Origin of the sequence: Rhodococcus sp. NPDC057529, from assembly GCF_042802055.1 — a bacterium.
Taxonomy (GTDB): domain Bacteria; phylum Actinomycetota; class Actinomycetes; order Mycobacteriales; family Mycobacteriaceae; genus Rhodococcus_F.
Genome location: NZ_JBHVEY010000024.1, coordinates 120405 through 135462, shown reverse-complemented (window position 1 = coordinate 135462; position 15058 = coordinate 120405). Strand labels below are relative to the sequence as shown.

The window sequence follows — 15058 nt, the reverse complement described above, 5'->3', positions numbered from 1 at the left end:
ACCCGACAGGGTGTGGGAGAGTAGGACACCGCCGAACATCCGTTACCGAAAGCCCCCCAACACTTGTTGGGGGGCTTTCGGCATTCCCGGAACAGTTCTGCCGACGGCAGCCGTTGCCGCGCATGCCGTTTCACCCCGGTGCACCGCCGGACAGGACCTGCAGTGCCCGCGACGCCAGATGAAGATTCAGGCGTGTGTCCACACTGCGGAGGTCACGGCCGGTCAGTTCGTGGATGCGGGACATGCGGTACCGCAGGGTGCTGCGGTGGATCCGAAGGGCCTGCGCGGTCTCGTCGTATTTGCCACCGCATTCGAGGTATTGGGCGAGGGTGGCCGTCATCGTGCTGCGGTGTTCCCGGTCGTAGTCGAGCAGGGGGCCCAGCCATTCCTGCACGAATGCCTCGACATCTCCGGTGCTGCTGTGTGAGTCGAGAATGCGGTAGACGCCGAGTTCGTCGAACAGTGCCACGCCGCGAGGGGAGTTCGACTGTTTCCGGATTTCGAGGGCGCGCACAGCGTGGGTGTAGGAGTCGGGGAGTGTACTGGGAGAGGTGCATTCGGATCCGACCCCGACGACGCCGATCGCGGGGCCGAGTGACTTCTCCAGTGCTGCGAAGACTGTGTTCACGTCCGTCTTCGCGTCCATGACCGCGGCGAGGACACCGGTTCGGTGCTCGTTGCCGTGAACGAGGAGCGCCGACGAGTCGGTGGCCGTCAGGTGGCGACGGAACGCTTCCGTGACGGACTCGACCGATGTGTCCGAACCCCAGTGGACGACCAGGACGCGCTGCGGTGTGTGCAGGTCGTAGCCGAGAGCGTCGGCCCGCGAGTAGGCGCTGTCGTCGTCGGTGCCGGCAAGAAGGTCGGCTCCCAGGTCGCGGCTCAGCCGTGCCTCCGTCTCGGCGAGCGACCTGCGGTGTGCCATGTCGACGGCGAGCATCGTCGCGGCGTGCTCGAGTGCGACGGTGTCGAGATCGGTGGCGCGGTGATCCGGGTCGGACAGGTACAGGACACCGAGAAGTGTCCGGCCGGGCCGGACCACCTGCACGATCCGGTTGTCGTCCCGCAGCGGACGCCCCTCCATCGCGGCCCGGCGTAGGACGTCGACCCGGTTTCCACCGCCGACCTTGCGGTACCGCGGTGTCGGGCCCGACGTGTCCGGCCCCGACCGGACGCGAAGGTTGCCGAACGCGTCCTCGATCCCGACGGCGAGTCCGGTCACGTCGTGGAGGGTCTCGGCGATGGCGGTTTCGTCGGCGCCGCTCGCAGCGAGTCGCCCGAACGTGCGGTGGATCTTCGCCTCCTCCTCGAGTCGCGCGGCCCTCGTGCCGATCGCGGTGATCTCGTCCGTGACCTCGCGCAGTTGACGTTCCTGGGTGGCGGCCCGGGAGCGGAGCGACGCGGCGCGCAGGGCCGACCCCGTGTGCTGAATCAACAATTCGAGGAGCGTCGCCTGCACCGGCGTCGGCGGATAGTCGGCCCGCAGTGTCAGCGACACCGGCCGGGACCACGAATCGTCGAGCAGCACGCGGTGTCGCCAGACGTCGTCGCCGGGGACGTCGCCCGTCAGGACGGTCACGGGTTCGACCGAGAAGGGGCCGAGTTCGGGGAGGGCCTCGGCGAGCAGGGACAGGATCTCGTCCCGATTCCCGCAGTCGTGCATGTGTGCGGTGACGGCCAGCACCGCCGACAGGTTCGTGGCCCGCGGGGTGTGATCCACCCTCGGGTCTGGGGCTGCATCCAGATCCATGGCATGGAACTACCCCGTTTTGCGCCGTCGAAACCGGGACGCTGTCCGGTGGGGCCGGATTTCGGAGGATTCTTTCGTTCCGCCGTGACCATGTGGCGAGACGGATCAGCCGCCAATCTTGGTAACTGAGGGGTGGCACTTATGACCCAATCCAATAACTGGCACGATCCCGATCTGAACATGGTTCGCGATGTCGTCGCGCACACGTCGGACGGGTGCGAGGGCTGTCTCGCACTCGGTACCCGCTGGGAGCACCTGATGTTGTGCCTGACGTGCGGCTATGTCGGATGCAGCGACGGATCACCGATGCGGCACGCGCGACATCACGCGGAACGCAGCGGTCATCCGATCGTCCAGTCGCTCCATGCTGGGGACAACTGGCGCTGGTGCTTCGTGCACGACGTCCAGATCTGCACGCCGTATCCGGCAACCGGGGCCCGGGTGGTCGCACCCAGCCTGGTGCCCGGGCCGGCGGACGACCTCAGACATGGTCTCCGTATCGCGAAATCGCAGTGACGATCGCTGACCAGACCGCGTCGGCCCGAACTTCGGCGGGAGCGTCGTCGAGCCAGCACGGCCGGATCGGTGTTCCGCCGGGGCACGGCGGCGCCGGAAGCGGTCCGGGCACTGCGGCGTAGGCGTCCGCCGCCGGCACGGGGACGCACGCGTCGTCGAAGGACGACAAGGACGTCTCCGGGTACGCGCCGTGCCTGCGTTGCAGAATCTCCTGTCCGTCGCGTCCGCGGAGCAGGAAGAAGAGAAGCGGGTCGTCGTCGAGAATCCATGCGGCCTGATACAGCACCGCGGCGGCGTGGCGGCACGGCACGTCCCACTCCTCGCAGGTGCACGTCGCGTCGGCGTCGAACATCGACGGAATCAGTGACACGTCGACGGCCGCAAGATCCTCGTCCAGTTCGCGGGGAAGAATCCCACTCGACAACTGGGCGACGTGACCGCTCCGCGCCGCGAGGGTCGCGAGCACCTCGCCCCACTGGCGCTCGTCCAATGGGGCAACCCGTATCCGCACGTGCAGGCTCTCGTCGTCGGTGTGCACGTCCGCGGACACGAGGCCCAGCCCGAACGTGAGCGGACCGACCAGTCCGCCACGGGCAAAGGCGCGTCCGCGTTTCAGCGTGTCCGAGTCGAGCGCGGCCTGCTCGACGTCGTCGACCCAGCGCTGCGCCCACCAGGTCCTGCCGCGGGTGCGGCGGCCCTTCTGCACGGGGAAGCGGGGATGCGTGACGGCGTCGGTCACAGGTCACCTCCGAAGTCGTAGTCGGGGCTCAGGGCCACCAGCCGGGCGAGTTCGCCGTCGGTCAGCTCGCTGAAGGCGTCGGCTCCGTGCGACAGGACCGAGTCGGCGAGTTGCCGCTTGGACGCGAGCATGGCGGCGATGCGTTCCTCGATGGTTCCCGCGGTGACGAGCCGGTGCACGACAACCGGGTGCGTCTGGCCGATGCGGTACGCACGATCGGTGGCTTGATCTTCGACCGCCGGGTTCCACCAGCGGTCGAAGTGGACGACGTGATCGGCCCGGGTGAGGTTCAACCCGGTGCCTGCGGCCTTGAGGGACAGGACGAGGACGGGGATGTCGCCGTTCTGGAAGTGTTCGACGAGATCCTCCCGGGCCGCGACGGATGTGCCCCCGTGCAGGAACTCGCACGCGACCCCGCGCGTCGTCAGGTGCCGACGGAGCAGTCGTCCCATCGTGGTGAAGTGGGTGAACACGAGCGAACGCCCGCCCTCCGACAGGTTGGTGTCGATCAGCTCGTCGAGCAGACCGATCTTGTGAGAACGGCCGCCGAGCGCGGCGTGCTCCTGGCCGAGGTACTGGGCGGGGTGATTGCAGATCTGCTTGAGACCGGTCAGCAGCGACACGATGCTGCCGCGCCTCCCGATGCCCTCGCTCGTCGCGATCCGCTCCATGGCCTCGCGGACGAGCGCCTCGTACATGCCGGCCTGCTCCGGGGTGAGGGTGACGTCGAGGTCGATCTCGGTCTTCGGTGGAAGCTCGGGTGCGATCCCCGGATCCGACTTTCTGCGCCGGAGGACGAAGGGTGAGATCAATGCCGCCAATTCCGCCGCGCGGTCGGGCCCGGCCATCTCGGACGAGCCGTCGTAGCGGCGCCGGAACTGCGCGTAGGGGCCGAGGAGACCGGGCGTGACACCGTCGAGGATCGACCAGAGGTCGCTGAGCCGGTTCTCCACGGGCGTGCCGGTGAGGGCGACGCGCGCCTGTCCCGGAATCGTCCGCAGCGCCCGCGTCACGGCAGCGGCCCGGTTCTTCAGATGCTGCGCCTCGTCTGCGACGACCAGACCCCACTTCGAACCGGCGAGAACTTCGCAATCGAGCCGCATCGTCGCGTACGTGGTGAGGACGACGGTGTCGCTGCCCTCCTCGACCGTCTCGGCGGGAGACCGGCGTCTCGGACCGTGGTGGACGAGGACACCGGTGCCCGGTGCGAAACGCTCGATCTCCCGCCGCCAGTTCCCCAGCAGGGACGCGGGACAGACCACGAGTGTGGGTCCTGCCGTGTCCGGGCCCTGCTGACGGTGCAGGTGAAGCGCGATGAGGGTCAACGTCTTTCCCAGTCCCATGTCGTCGGCGAGGCAGGCGCCCAGGCCCCGTGACGTGAGGCCGGCGAGCCAGCGGAAGCCGGCCAGCTGGTAGTCCCGCAACTGCGCGCGCAGGGCAGCGGGAACCGGCACGGCCTCCGGATTCCCGTCCGACAGCTCCCGCGCCACCGCCGCGGCAGCGCCGTAGGAGTCGACGCGGACGTCGTCCTCGCCGCGCCTGACGCGGCCGGTCAGCGCGGCCCGCAGAGCGTCGACTGCCGTCATGGTTCCGGTCCGCCGCAGGAGGGTCTTTCGAATCGTCTCCGAGTCCGCGACGACGTACCGGTTGCGCAATTTCACGACTGCCCGCTTCGCCGACGCGAGTTCTTCCATCTCCTCGCGCGTGAGCACGTCTTCGCCCACGGCGACGCGCCAGTCGAAGTGGAAGGCGCGGTCGCCGCCGAAAGTGGCTGCGCCCTCGCGGGATCCGGGGTCGCCGAGGATGATGCGGGTCGACGTCTGGGCGACGAGTTCGCGCGGCCAGTGGATCTGGATGCCGCGCTCGCGCAACCGGCGGCCGGGGTCCCCGGCGAGGGAGGCCAGGTCGTCGTCCTCGAGCCGGATGCGGTTCGGCGCTTCCACCCGCAACAGATCTTCGAGGGAAGCCCAGTCCTCGGCTGCCCGCCGGAGGGCGCCGAGAACCTCGATCCGAGGGTCGGAAGCGAACGCGGATTCGGCGAGCGCCGGATGCCGCCACAGGTCCACTGCGTCGCACACCACTCCGGGCCGCGCGACGCCGTGCACCTGGACCGTGGCGTCGAATTCGCTGTCCGAGAGATCCACCGCGCCGGGATCGACGGGGTCGATCCGCAACGACAGCGCGATCGCCTCGGGTGCCAGGGCGTCCGCCCACGCCTGCAGTTCGAGGGAGGGTTCGGCATCCCAGGCGAGGTAGGGTCCGGCGTCGGTGGGCGAGCCGAGTCGCGGGACGGTGTCGACGACCGCGGTGAGGAAGGCGCGCAGGACGTCCGCGGCGGCGGGGAGACGAACTCCCTCGGCAGGCGGATGCTCGAGAGGGATAGCGCGCGCCTCCGGCGGAAGCGCGGCGGTCAGCTGACTCAGGTGCGATACGTCCTCGTCGTCGAGGGAGCCGAGCCGCCAGGCGTCGCGGCCGTTCGGTGTGACCGAGGGGAGGACCTTGCCCGCTCTGAGGTAGCCGAGGGCGGTGCGGGCGGCGACGGCCCAGAACGCGACCGATCGGTGGGTCGTGTCGCCGGGTGCCGGCGAGAGCAGCATCGGCAGTGCGTCGGCGAGAGAAACATTCTGCGTCGGAACGCTGTTCACCGCTCCGCTGGTGGCGATGAGGGTGCGGGAATCGGCGTTCGACGGCTGCGGCCCGTCCGGCGGATCGCTCCAGAACACCAGGCGGGAGTCGCGCGGTGGATCGGCGGGGACGAACGTGGCCGCGTGGCTGGCGAGGGTGGGCTCTGCTGTCACTGCTGCGCCTTTCGCCTGGTTTACGGTACGCCGTACGTCAACGAGGCATCGGCCGGAATTGTTCCCGGGCGCCGTGGGAAGATCTCGGCATGGGTAGAAGCGCGACACCGGAGAGCGACCCCGGCCGCACCATGGAGTTGCTGTGGGGCGGCGGCAGCACGCCGGTCTCGCGTCCCCGCAACGGCAAGCCCGGCCTGACACTCGACCGGATCGTCGAGGCCGCCGTCTCCGTCGCGGATACCGAGGGGCTGGATGCCGTCTCGATGCGCCGGCTGGCAGCCGAACTCGGCGTCGGCGCGATGTCGCTCTACACGCACGTTCCCGGGAAGACGGAACTGGTGGAGGTGATGCTCGACCGGGCGCTGTCCACGCTCGACCCTGGCGACGACACCGACGCGGGGTGGCGGGAGGGTCTCACGGCCGCCGCGCACGACTACTTCCAACTGCTGTGCGCGCACCCGTGGATGCTCGAAGTCGTCGCGCTGAGCCGGCCGGTCCTCGGTCCCGGCGGGATGGCCAAGTACGAGCGGGAACTGCGCGCGGTCGAGGGACTGGGACTGCCGGATCTCGACATGGATTCCGTCGTCGCGCTCCTCGACAGTTTCGTCGCCGGCGCGGCGCGGGCCGCGGTGGACACGGCCGCGCTCGCCGCCCGGGGCGAGGCGGACAGCGAGTGGTGGCAGAGCGTCGCGCCGCACTTCGAGAAGGTCTTCGACCCCGAGCGGTTTCCGCTCGCCGCCCGCGTCGGGGCCACGGCGGGGGAGCACCACAACGCCGCGTTCTCTCCCGCCCACGCGTTCGAGTTCGGGCTCGCCCGGCTACTCGACGGAGTCGGCGCCCTCATCGTCGGCGGCGGAACCGGCGGGGAGTAGTTCCGCGGGAACGGCCAGCGTGGTCGGCTCGAGACGTCCGCGCAGGGTGACGGTGTCGGTACATTGCCACCGCGCGCCTTCGTCCTCGGATGCCGCGGCGATCGCCCGCTCGGACGCGACGACGTGCCCGGGAACATTCTTCGCGAGCTCGGACAACCGCGCCGCCTCGTTGACCGGGTCGCCGATCACCGTGTACTCGAAACGTTCGTGGGCGCCGATGTTTCCGGCCACGGCGCAACCGGCCGCCACCCCGATCCCCGCTTCGCATTCCGGTACCTCGTCGGTGAGCCGCTCGCGCAGGGCCCGGGCGGCGGACAGGGCCGCACCCGTGTGGTTCTCGAGCGCCATCGGCGCCCCGAAGATGGCCAGCGCGGCGTCGCCTTCGAACTTGTTGACGAACCCGCCCCGCCGGTCGACCTCGTCGACGACCACGTTGAAGAATCGGTTGAGCAGATCCACGACCTCCGCCGGCGACCGGGTGGCGGCGATCGTGGTGGAGCCGATGATGTCGACGAACAGCACCGCCACGTCGCGTTCCTCCCCGCCGAGTTCGGGGTTGTGCCGAAGCGCCTGCGACGCCACGTCCTGCCCGACGTGCCGCCCGAAGAGGTCGCGGATCCGCTCGCGTTCGCGCAGTCCCTCGACCATCCGATTGAACCCGGTCTGCAGCGCGCCGAGTTCGGTGCCGTCGTACACGACGACCTCGGCATCGAGATCGCCGTCGGCCACCTTCGCCATGCCCTGCGCCACCGAGCGGATGGGCGCCTCGGTGGCGCGCACACTGATCACCACCAGAAGCAGACCGAACAGCAGGATCACACCACCGAGCGCGAGGATCGACACCGCGAGGCTGGTCGGGCTCGCCGGACGGATGAAACTGAAGATCCCGATGAGCATCAGGCCCAGCACCGGAACGCCCGTCCCGAGGATCCACGCCAGCGCCGTGCGGCCGGTGATGCCGAGCGTGCGGCGGGGTTGCGGTCCGTCGGATCCCAGGGCGCGGGCGGCGACGGGCCGGAGCGCGAACTCCGTCAGCAGGTAGCAGAACGCGCAGACCGTGATGCCGGCCATCGCGATCGTGAACGCGACCTTCGGGATGGTCTGGGGATCGATGAGGCCGTACAGCGTCGTGAAGAAGACCAACCCGATGCACCACAGCGCCGCCTGGACGCGAGTCAGGCGCCACGGGGCGCGGAACGCCGCCGACCGGTCGTGGTCGGTGGGCACGTCGTCCTCCGTCGCCCATCGCAGATCCGACACCAGTCGCTTGGTGCCCCAGGTCACGCCGATCAGCACCGCGCACAGCACGAACACCGGCACCGCCACGAAATTGGCGATCGCGAACTCGCCCGACCACACACTCGGCCCGGGCACGACGACGCTGATGAGCAGGCAGGTGATCACCGCACCGACGAGATTGGTGAACACCAGTGGGGCGGTCAGCAGCAACTGGACACGGATCCGGCGCCGGCGGGGACTCTCGTCCGGCGATCCGAGCAACCACGACCCGAGCGGGGCGACGGATCGGCGAGGGCTGCGCATAGTCATTCGAGACTAGTCGGCACGATCCCTTAGGGTGGGCGGGTGCGCCTAGTGATTGCCAGATGCCGAGTCGACTACGTAGGCCGTTTGACGGCACATCTGCCCACCGCTCGCCGCCTGTTGTTGATCAAGGCCGACGGTTCGGTGAGCATCCACGCCGACGACCGCGCCTACAAGCCGCTGAACTGGATGAGCCCGCCGTGCTGGCTCGTCGAGGACTCCGTCGAGGACGCCGAAGCCCTGTGGGTGGTGACCAACAAGGCCGGTGAGGAACTGCGGATCACCATCGAGGAGATCGAGCACGACTCCCGGCACGAACTCGGGGTCGACCCCGGGCTCGTCAAGGACGGCGTCGAAGCGCACCTGCAGGAGTTGCTCGCCGAACACGTGGAAACTCTCGGCAGCGGCTACACACTCGTCCGGCGGGAATACATGACGGCCATCGGTCCCGTCGACCTGCTGTGCCGGAACGCCGACGGCGCGTCCGTCGCCGTGGAGATCAAGCGCCGCGGCGACATCGACGGTGTCGAGCAACTCACGCGGTACCTCGAATTGCTCAACCGCGATCCGCTGCTCGCACCGGTGAGCGGCGTCTTCGCCGCCCAGCAGATCAAGCCGCAGGCCAAAACCCTTGCCACGGACCGCGGAATCCGGTGCCTGGTGCTCGACTACGAAGCGCTGCGCGGCACCGAGAGCACCGAGTTCCGGCTCTTCTGAAGGCCTAGGCTGAATCCGTGCCCCGTCGTAAACCGAAGAACACGCGCCGCAGTGCGCCCCAGGACAATTCCGAGGGCTCGCTGTTCGGTAGCGCGCTGATGCGTCAGGAATCCGGTCCCGCGGGCGACGCGGACGAGAGCTACATCGTCCGCACGATCCCCGGGGCCCGGGCGACCAAGTCGTACCGGTGCCCGGGCTGCGATCACGACATCCGGCCGGGTGTCGCCCACCTCGTCACCTGGCCCGCCGAGTACGGCGGGGCCGAGGACCGGCGGCACTGGCACACCGGGTGCTGGTCGGGACGCAGCACCCGGGGCCTCACCCGCAGGTGGTCCTAGCTTCCGGTCTTCACCGTTCGCTGACCCGCAGGCCGGTTCGCCGGGGTCTTCTCGACGGTGGAGAGTACCGCGGTGTCCTCGTCCGAGTTGTCCGTCTCGTCCTCGGACTTCTTCCCTGACGCGTTCGACCCGGACTCGCCCGACTGGGTCTTGCGGTCCGCTGCGCCGTTCGGTGCCGACTTGCTGTTCGGGTTCTCGTTCGGGCGCTTCTCGGACTTCTGCGCCGCGGTGTCGGGCTGGGCGTCGAGGAGTTCACTCTCCCGGTTGACCGACGCCAGCATGGCGGGAACCGAATCGAGCTGCCCCCGTATGCCCAAGAGCTGAGCCAGGATCCGGCCGCGGAGCACGCGAAGCTCTTCCGCGAGTTCCTTGGCGTGGGCGATCTTGCGCTCCGACTGGTCGGTGGCCGCCTGCAGTCTGCGCTCCGCCTCGTGCGTGGCGTCCGCGAGACGACGATGCGCCTCGGCCTTGCTGGTGGACTCGAGCTCGTTCACCGCCGTGATCGTCTTCTGGCGGCGCTCGGACATCGCGAGGTCGAAGTCCTCCTGCACCTGGGAGCGGCGCAGTTCGGCCTCTGCGGCGAGGCGGTCGCGCTCGGACTGCGCGGCCTCGACGATCTTCGCCGCCTCCGTGCGGGCCTTCGCCATGGTCTGCTCGTGCTGAATCTCGAGCGCGCTGCGGCGGTCTTCGAGTTCCGCGACCAGCGACTCGTACTGGCCGCGGAGCTGCGCGCCTTCCTGCTCGGCGACGGAGATCATCTCGGCGGCGTCGGCCTCGGCCTTCGCGCGCACCTCGGACGCCTCGTCCGACGCGAGCCGGAGCATGCGCGAGATGCGGTCGCTCATCCCCTCCGCGGTGGTCGGCGGAACCGACAGGCGGTCGACGTCCTTGCGGAGATCGTCGATCTCGTCCCGCGCGTCGTCGAGTTGCTTGGCGAGATCCCGCGCCTGCGCCGCCGCGGCGTCGCGGTCGGCGGCAGTGACGCGGAGCTCGGCGTCGAATCGCTCGAAGTAGTTGCGTACCTCGTCCCGGTCGAATCCCTTACGCACGGTGGAGAAGGGAAGGGGGATCGAACCACGGTCCTGCTCGTTTACCATGGCCGCCAATCTACCTGGGCAAAGTAGAACTTGTCTCTGCGCCTGGTACCCGGCGGCCGGTCACAGCTCTAGTGGGTCGCCGACGGCTCGACCAGCTCGACGAGAACTCCGCCCGCGTCCTTCGGGTGGACGAAGTTGATGCGCGAGTCGGCGGTTCCGCGGCGGGGTGCGTCGTACAGCAGCCGGACGCCGCGCTCGCGCAGCTGGGCGGAGATGGCGTCGATGTCGGTGACGCGGTACGCCAGCTGCTGGAGACCGGGACCGCTGCGATCGATGAACTTGGCGATGGTCGAGTTCTCGTTCAACGGCGCGAGAAGCTGCAGCGCGGTGCTGCCTGCGGGAGCGCCGACGACGCTGAGCATCGCTTCGCGCACGCCCTGCTCCTCGTTCACCTCTTCGTGTGTCGACACCATGCCGAGGTGCTCGGAGTACCACGCGATGGCGGCGTCGAGGTCGGGAACGGCGATGCCGACGTGGTCGATGGCGGTCACCAGATCCGAGGACAGCGGCGACGTGGGCTGGGTGGGGGAGGACTGTGTCATGGTCCCGACGTTAGCGCTACCGTTTCGGTAGTTCTCGTCGGGATGTGACTTCCGTCGCCCGGCACCCGCCCATTCGTCTCACGCGGAGGAAATCGTGACCAGTTCTGTGATCGTCGCCGGAGCCCGGACCCCGATGGGCCGGTTGCTGGGTTCGTTGAAGGATGTGTCGGGTTCCGATCTGGGTGGGGTGGCGATTCGCGGTGCGCTGGAGAAGGCGGGCGTCGCACCCGAACAGGTCGAATACGTGATCATGGGCCAGGTGCTCACGGCGGGGGCCGGTCAGATCCCGGCGAGACAGGCCGCCGTGGCCGCCGGGATCGGGATGGACGTGCCCGCGCTGACGATCAACAAGGTGTGCCTGTCGGGGATCGACGCGATCGCGTTGGCGGATCAGCTGATCCGGGCCGGCGAGTTCGACGTCGTCGTCGCCGGCGGCCAGGAGTCGATGTCGCGTGCCCCGCACCTGCTGGAGAAGTCGCGGGAGGGGTTCAAGTACGGCGACGTCACGATGCGCGACCACATGGCCTTCGACGGGTTGTATGACATCTTCACCGATCAGGCGATGGGCAGCCTGACGGAGGCGAAGAACGCGGAGGACGGGCAGCGGATCAGCCGGGAGGAGCAGGACGCGTTCGCGGCGGCGTCGCATCAGAAGGCGGCGCGCGCCTGGAAGGACGGTGTCTTCGACGACGAGGTGGTGCCTGTTCCGGTGCCGCAGCGCAAGGGTGACCCGGTGCTCGTCGGCTCCGACGAGGGCGTGCGGGGCGACACGACCGTCGAGTCGCTGGCCCGGTTGCGGCCTGCGTTCAGCAAGGACGGCACCGTCACCGCCGGGTCGGCGTCGCAGATCTCGGACGGCGCGGCCGCCGTCGTCGTGATGAGCAAGGCGAAGGCTCAGGAGCTGGGGCTTTCCTGGATTGCGGAGATCGGCGCGCACGGGGTGGTGGCGGGCCCCGATTCGACGCTGCAGTCACAGCCGGCGCGGGCCATCGCGAAGGCGTGCGCCAAGGAAGGGATCGACCCGAAGGACCTGGACCTGGTGGAGATCAACGAGGCCTTCGCGGCGGTCGGGATCGCGTCGACGCGGGAGCTGGGTCTGGATCCGGAAATCGTGAACGTCAACGGCGGCGCGATCGCGATGGGGCATCCGCTGGGGATGTCGGGTGCGCGGATCGCACTGCATCTGGCGCTCGAGTTGCGCCGTCGCGGCGGCGGCGTGGGCGCGGCGGCACTGTGCGGTGGAGGCGGCCAGGGTGACGCCCTGATCGTCCGCGTCCCCAAGGCTTGATAGGCGGCGGTCCGTGGTGGTGTGCCTCACACCACTACGGACCGTCGTAGATGGTCGGGCACAATGGTCGGCATGGCGAACGTCTTCGATCTCAGCACCACGGCCAAGCGCTTCCGATTTGTCGCAATTCTGGAGGCATTCACCTGGCTGGGCCTCCTCATCGGCATGGCCTTCAAGTACCTGCCCGCCGACGGCAACGAGATCGGCGTGAAGATTTTCGGCCCGATCCACGGCGGCGTCTTCGTCCTGTACCTGCTCGTCTCGCTGTGGACCGCGCGCAAGCTGAGCTGGAACCTGGTCACCGTCTTCTGGGCGCTCGTCGCCAGCGTCCCGCCGTTCGGCACCGTCGTGTTCGAGCTCTGGGCGGTCCGCACCGGCCGCATGGCCGAACTGTCCCGGACCAGCGCGGCGAAGAGCGAACCGTCGCTCGTCTGACCGAGGCCGCTGTTGGCGCGGCCCGCATTCCGGCGCACGCTCGAATCGTGACAAACTGGTGGACGTGACTCGACCAGGTTCTCGTCCGTCAGCGCGTTCCTCAGCAGTGGCCGCAGCCATGAGCGGAGCAGTCGATCTCTCCGCCCTCAAGGAGCGTGCGGCCGCTCCGCCCCCGCCTGCGCCCGCACCCTCCGGGGACGGCGCCGCCCCGGCCGCCCCCGGCGGCACCGGCCTCGCACCCGTCATCGACGTCACCGAGGCGACGTTCGAGGCGGAGGTCCTCGTCCGGTCCCAGCAGGTCCCGGTCGTCGTGGACCTGTGGGCCACCTGGTGCGAGCCGTGCAAACAACTCTCACCCCTGCTCGAGAAGCTGGCACACGAGGCCGGTGGCACCTGGGTGCTCGCCAAGGTCGACGTCGACGCCAACCCGCGCATCGCGCAGGCCTTCGGCGTCCAGTCCGTCCCGACCGTCGTCGCCATCGCCGGCGGCCAACCACTCGCCGACTTCCAGGGCGCCCAGCCCGAACCGCAACTGCGTCAGTGGCTCGCCGCGGTCCAGCAGGCGACCGCCGGAAAGCTGTCCGGGCCGCCCGCCGGCAACGGCGACGCGGACGAGCCCGAGCCGGAGGACCCGCGATTCGTCGCGGCCGAGGCGGCGCTCGACGAGGGCGACCTGGCGGCGGCCGAGGCCGAGTTCCAGAAGATCCTCGACGAGGAACCGGCCAACGCGGAGGCGCAGGGCGCGATCCGTCAGGTCCGCTTCCTCGCCCGCGTGCAATCCGTCGACCCCGGTGCCGTCGCCGCGGCGGACGCCGCCCCGGCCGACATCGACGCCCAGCTGCAGGCCGCGGACGTCGAGCTCTACTCCCAGGCCCCCGACGCGGCGTTCGCCCGCCTCATCGGGGTCGTCGCCCGCAGCGCCGGTGACGACAAGACCCGGGTTCGGACCCGTCTGCTCGAGTTGTTCGAACTGTTCGACCCGGCCGAGCCGGTCGTCATGACCGCACGCCGGAAACTCGCCGCGGCCCTGTACTGACGAGCACACCGGGGTGGGTGCGTTCGGCGCTCACCCCGGTGTGCTCGACATCGATCAGCTGCGGACACGCTCCACCCGTCCGACAAGGAACACGTAGGACGCGATCCCGACCGCGGTCACCACGGTCATGTAGACGAATCCCGGAGCGAAGCTGTCGTCGGTGACGAGCAACCCGATGACGATGGGCGTGGCGATCGACGACAGGTTGCCGATGAAGTTGAACATTCCGCCGGTCAGTCCGAGCAGCCGTTCCGGTGCGAGTGCCGACACCAGCGACCACGTGATCGAGGCGAGTCCGTTGCCGAAGAAGGCGATGGACAGGAACACGATCACCATCGCGGTGGAGTCGGTGAAATTCGCGCCGATCATCGCGACAGTCAGCAGCAGTCCGACGATGATCGGACCCTTCCGGGCGACTCCGAGTGAAATCCCCTTGCGCAGCAAGAAGTCCGAGAACACCCCGGAGAACAGCACACCGACGAGCGCTGCGACGAACGGCAGCGAGGCGAGGAATCCGGACTTGATGTAGTCCATGCCCCGGTACTCGACGAGGTAGGTGGGGAACCAGGTGAGGAAGAACCACAGCGTCGACGTGAGGCAGAACTGCCCCAGGTAGATGCCCCACAGCTTGCGCCTGCCGAGGACCGTCGCGACGTCGTTGCGGGTCACGGCCGGGCGTTCCGGTTGCTGCTCGTCCACGAGGTCGACGAGTCCGCCGCCGTCGCGGATCAGGTCGATCTCGGCGTCGTTCGCGCGGGAGTCGCGCGGCTCGCGATAGAACGCGTACCAGATGGCGCCCCACACCGCTCCGACCGTTCCGGTCACGATGAACACCCAGTGCCAGGACAGCACGGACTGCAGCCAGGACAGGAACGGGGTGAGCAGGGCCAGTCCGATGAACTGTCCGGACGTGTAGAAGCCGATCACCGTCGCCCGTTCGCGCTCGGGGTACCAGGCCGTCGCGACGCGGTTGTTGATCGGATACGCGGGCGCCTCGAACACGCCGACCAGCAGTCGCAACGCGATCAGCGCCACGAATCCGCCGATGACACCCATGAATGCGGTCGCCACCGACCACAGGATGAGGCACGCGGGGTAGAGCACTCTCGGGGGTATCCGATCGACGAGCCAGCCGCCGGGGATCTGCAGCGCCGCGTACGTCCAGCCGAACGCGGACAGCAACAGACCCTGCTGAGCCTTGGAGAGGTCCATCTCGTCCGCGATCGCGGGCATCGCGATCGACAGGTTCGCCCGGTCCATGTAGTTGATGACCACGGTCACGAACAGCATGACGGCGATGAGCACACGCGCCTTCGACGCCTGCGCCGCGACCGACGTGGAGCGGCCGATCTTCTGGGTCTGCACCATGTCCTTCACCACTCCTGCCC

Annotated in this window: 14 protein-coding genes; 7 read left to right on the top strand and 7 right to left on the bottom strand. The window is 69.0% G+C overall.

The genetic code is table 11. The features are described from left to right. Nucleotides 1-130: 130 nt before the first annotated feature. The gene (locus tag ACFU5V_RS34950; RefSeq protein WP_378704905.1) at nucleotides 131-1750 is read right to left on the bottom strand and encodes a PucR family transcriptional regulator; all 1620 of its coding nucleotides are present in this window, start codon (nucleotides 1748-1750) and stop codon (nucleotides 131-133) included. A 141-nt stretch (nucleotides 1751-1891) separates the two neighbouring features. Here ACFU5V_RS34950 and ACFU5V_RS34945 point away from each other — a divergent pair, with 141 nt between their 5' ends. Then, nucleotides 1892-2266 carry a UBP-type zinc finger domain-containing protein gene (locus ACFU5V_RS34945; protein ID WP_087561076.1) on the top strand — a complete coding sequence of 125 codons (375 nt, stop codon included), beginning with the start codon at nucleotides 1892-1894 and terminating at the stop codon, nucleotides 2264-2266. Here the strand turns inward: ACFU5V_RS34945 and ACFU5V_RS34940 are convergent. Next, entirely contained in the window at nucleotides 2232-3005 is a 774-nt protein-coding gene (locus ACFU5V_RS34940) for an SWIM zinc finger family protein (RefSeq protein ID WP_378704902.1), read from the bottom strand. The two genes, ACFU5V_RS34945 and ACFU5V_RS34940, sit on opposite strands and share 35 nt — an antisense overlap. Further along, nucleotides 3002-5803 carry an SNF2-related protein gene (locus tag ACFU5V_RS34935; protein WP_378704900.1) on the bottom strand — a complete coding sequence of 934 codons (2802 nt, stop codon included), beginning with the start codon at nucleotides 5801-5803 and terminating at the stop codon, nucleotides 3002-3004. Before ACFU5V_RS34935 ends, ACFU5V_RS34940 begins: the two co-directional genes overlap by 4 nt. 89 nt (nucleotides 5804-5892) lie before the next feature. Between ACFU5V_RS34935 and ACFU5V_RS34930 the strand changes: the two genes are divergently transcribed. Next, nucleotides 5893-6675, top strand: coding sequence for a TetR/AcrR family transcriptional regulator (locus ACFU5V_RS34930; RefSeq protein ID WP_378704897.1), 783 nt, complete (start codon nucleotides 5893-5895; stop codon nucleotides 6673-6675). Here the strand turns inward: ACFU5V_RS34930 and ACFU5V_RS34925 are convergent. Continuing rightward, on the bottom strand, nucleotides 6622-8223 hold the full coding sequence (locus tag ACFU5V_RS34925) for an adenylate/guanylate cyclase domain-containing protein (protein WP_378704894.1): 1602 nt from the start codon (nucleotides 8221-8223) through the stop codon (nucleotides 6622-6624). The two genes, ACFU5V_RS34930 and ACFU5V_RS34925, sit on opposite strands and share 54 nt — an antisense overlap. Before the next feature lie 36 nt (nucleotides 8224-8259). Between ACFU5V_RS34925 and nucS the strand changes: the two genes are divergently transcribed. Together nucS and ACFU5V_RS34915 are read left to right on the top strand one after the other, a co-directional pair. After that, on the top strand, nucleotides 8260-8934 hold the full coding sequence (gene nucS / locus ACFU5V_RS34920; RefSeq protein ID WP_378431056.1) for an endonuclease NucS: 675 nt from the start codon (nucleotides 8260-8262) through the stop codon (nucleotides 8932-8934). Between the two features lie 17 nt (nucleotides 8935-8951). Beyond that, entirely contained in the window at nucleotides 8952-9272 is a 321-nt protein-coding gene (locus ACFU5V_RS34915) for an ATP/GTP-binding protein (RefSeq protein WP_378431057.1), read from the top strand. On the opposite strand, the gene ACFU5V_RS34910 is transcribed toward ACFU5V_RS34915, so the two are convergent. Together ACFU5V_RS34910 and mce are read right to left on the bottom strand one after the other, a co-directional pair. Further along, complete coding sequence (locus ACFU5V_RS34910; protein ID WP_378431059.1) at nucleotides 9269-10369, bottom strand: hypothetical protein; 1101 nt, start codon at nucleotides 10367-10369, stop codon at nucleotides 9269-9271. The two genes, ACFU5V_RS34915 and ACFU5V_RS34910, sit on opposite strands and share 4 nt — an antisense overlap. A gap of 68 nt (nucleotides 10370-10437) precedes the next feature. Continuing rightward, nucleotides 10438-10911 carry a methylmalonyl-CoA epimerase gene (gene mce / locus ACFU5V_RS34905; protein ID WP_378704892.1) on the bottom strand — a complete coding sequence of 158 codons (474 nt, stop codon included), beginning with the start codon at nucleotides 10909-10911 and terminating at the stop codon, nucleotides 10438-10440. Nucleotides 10912-11005: 94 nt separating this feature from the next. On the opposite strand from mce, the gene ACFU5V_RS34900 reads away from it, so the two are divergent. From ACFU5V_RS34900 to ACFU5V_RS34890, 3 genes are all read left to right on the top strand, one after another. Continuing rightward, nucleotides 11006-12199 (top strand): acetyl-CoA C-acetyltransferase, encoded by a 1194-nt coding sequence (locus tag ACFU5V_RS34900; RefSeq protein ID WP_378704889.1) that lies wholly within the window; start codon nucleotides 11006-11008, stop codon nucleotides 12197-12199. A 63-nt stretch (nucleotides 12200-12262) separates the two neighbouring features. Next, nucleotides 12263-12634, top strand: coding sequence for a DUF3817 domain-containing protein (locus tag ACFU5V_RS34895; RefSeq protein WP_378431062.1), 372 nt, complete (start codon nucleotides 12263-12265; stop codon nucleotides 12632-12634). A 118-nt stretch (nucleotides 12635-12752) separates the two neighbouring features. Then, nucleotides 12753-13670: a tetratricopeptide repeat protein gene (locus ACFU5V_RS34890; RefSeq protein ID WP_378431064.1), complete on the top strand. Its 918-nt coding sequence runs from the start codon at nucleotides 12753-12755 to the stop codon at nucleotides 13668-13670. 54 nt (nucleotides 13671-13724) lie between these two features. Here the strand turns inward: ACFU5V_RS34890 and ACFU5V_RS34885 are convergent, their stop codons facing one another. Further along, nucleotides 13725-15038, bottom strand: a complete 1314-nt coding sequence (locus ACFU5V_RS34885) for an MFS transporter (RefSeq protein WP_378704886.1) — start codon at nucleotides 15036-15038, stop codon at nucleotides 13725-13727. Between the last annotated feature and the right edge of the window lie 20 nt (nucleotides 15039-15058).

Bases quoted from the DNA above. Each gene is read 5' to 3' on its own strand.
- ACFU5V_RS34950 (WP_378704905.1), bottom strand. From the start codon at position 1,750: ATGGATCTGGATGCAGCCCCAGACCCGAGGGTGGATCACACCCCGCGG.
- ACFU5V_RS34945 (WP_087561076.1), top strand. From the start codon at position 1,892: ATGACCCAATCCAATAACTGGCACGATCCCGATCTGAACATGGTTCGC.
- ACFU5V_RS34930 (WP_378704897.1), top strand. From the start codon at position 5,893: ATGGGTAGAAGCGCGACACCGGAGAGCGACCCCGGCCGCACCATGGAG.
- ACFU5V_RS34925 (WP_378704894.1), bottom strand. From the start codon at position 8,223: ATGACTATGCGCAGCCCTCGCCGATCCGTCGCCCCGCTCGGGTCGTGG.
- ACFU5V_RS34910 (WP_378431059.1), bottom strand. From the start codon at position 10,369: ATGGTAAACGAGCAGGACCGTGGTTCGATCCCCCTTCCCTTCTCCACC.
- mce (WP_378704892.1), bottom strand. From the start codon at position 10,911: ATGACACAGTCCTCCCCCACCCAGCCCACGTCGCCGCTGTCCTCGGAT.
- ACFU5V_RS34895 (WP_378431062.1), top strand. From the start codon at position 12,263: ATGGTCGGCATGGCGAACGTCTTCGATCTCAGCACCACGGCCAAGCGC.
- ACFU5V_RS34890 (WP_378431064.1), top strand. From the start codon at position 12,753: ATGAGCGGAGCAGTCGATCTCTCCGCCCTCAAGGAGCGTGCGGCCGCT.
- ACFU5V_RS34885 (WP_378704886.1), bottom strand. From the start codon at position 15,038: ATGGTGCAGACCCAGAAGATCGGCCGCTCCACGTCGGTCGCGGCGCAG.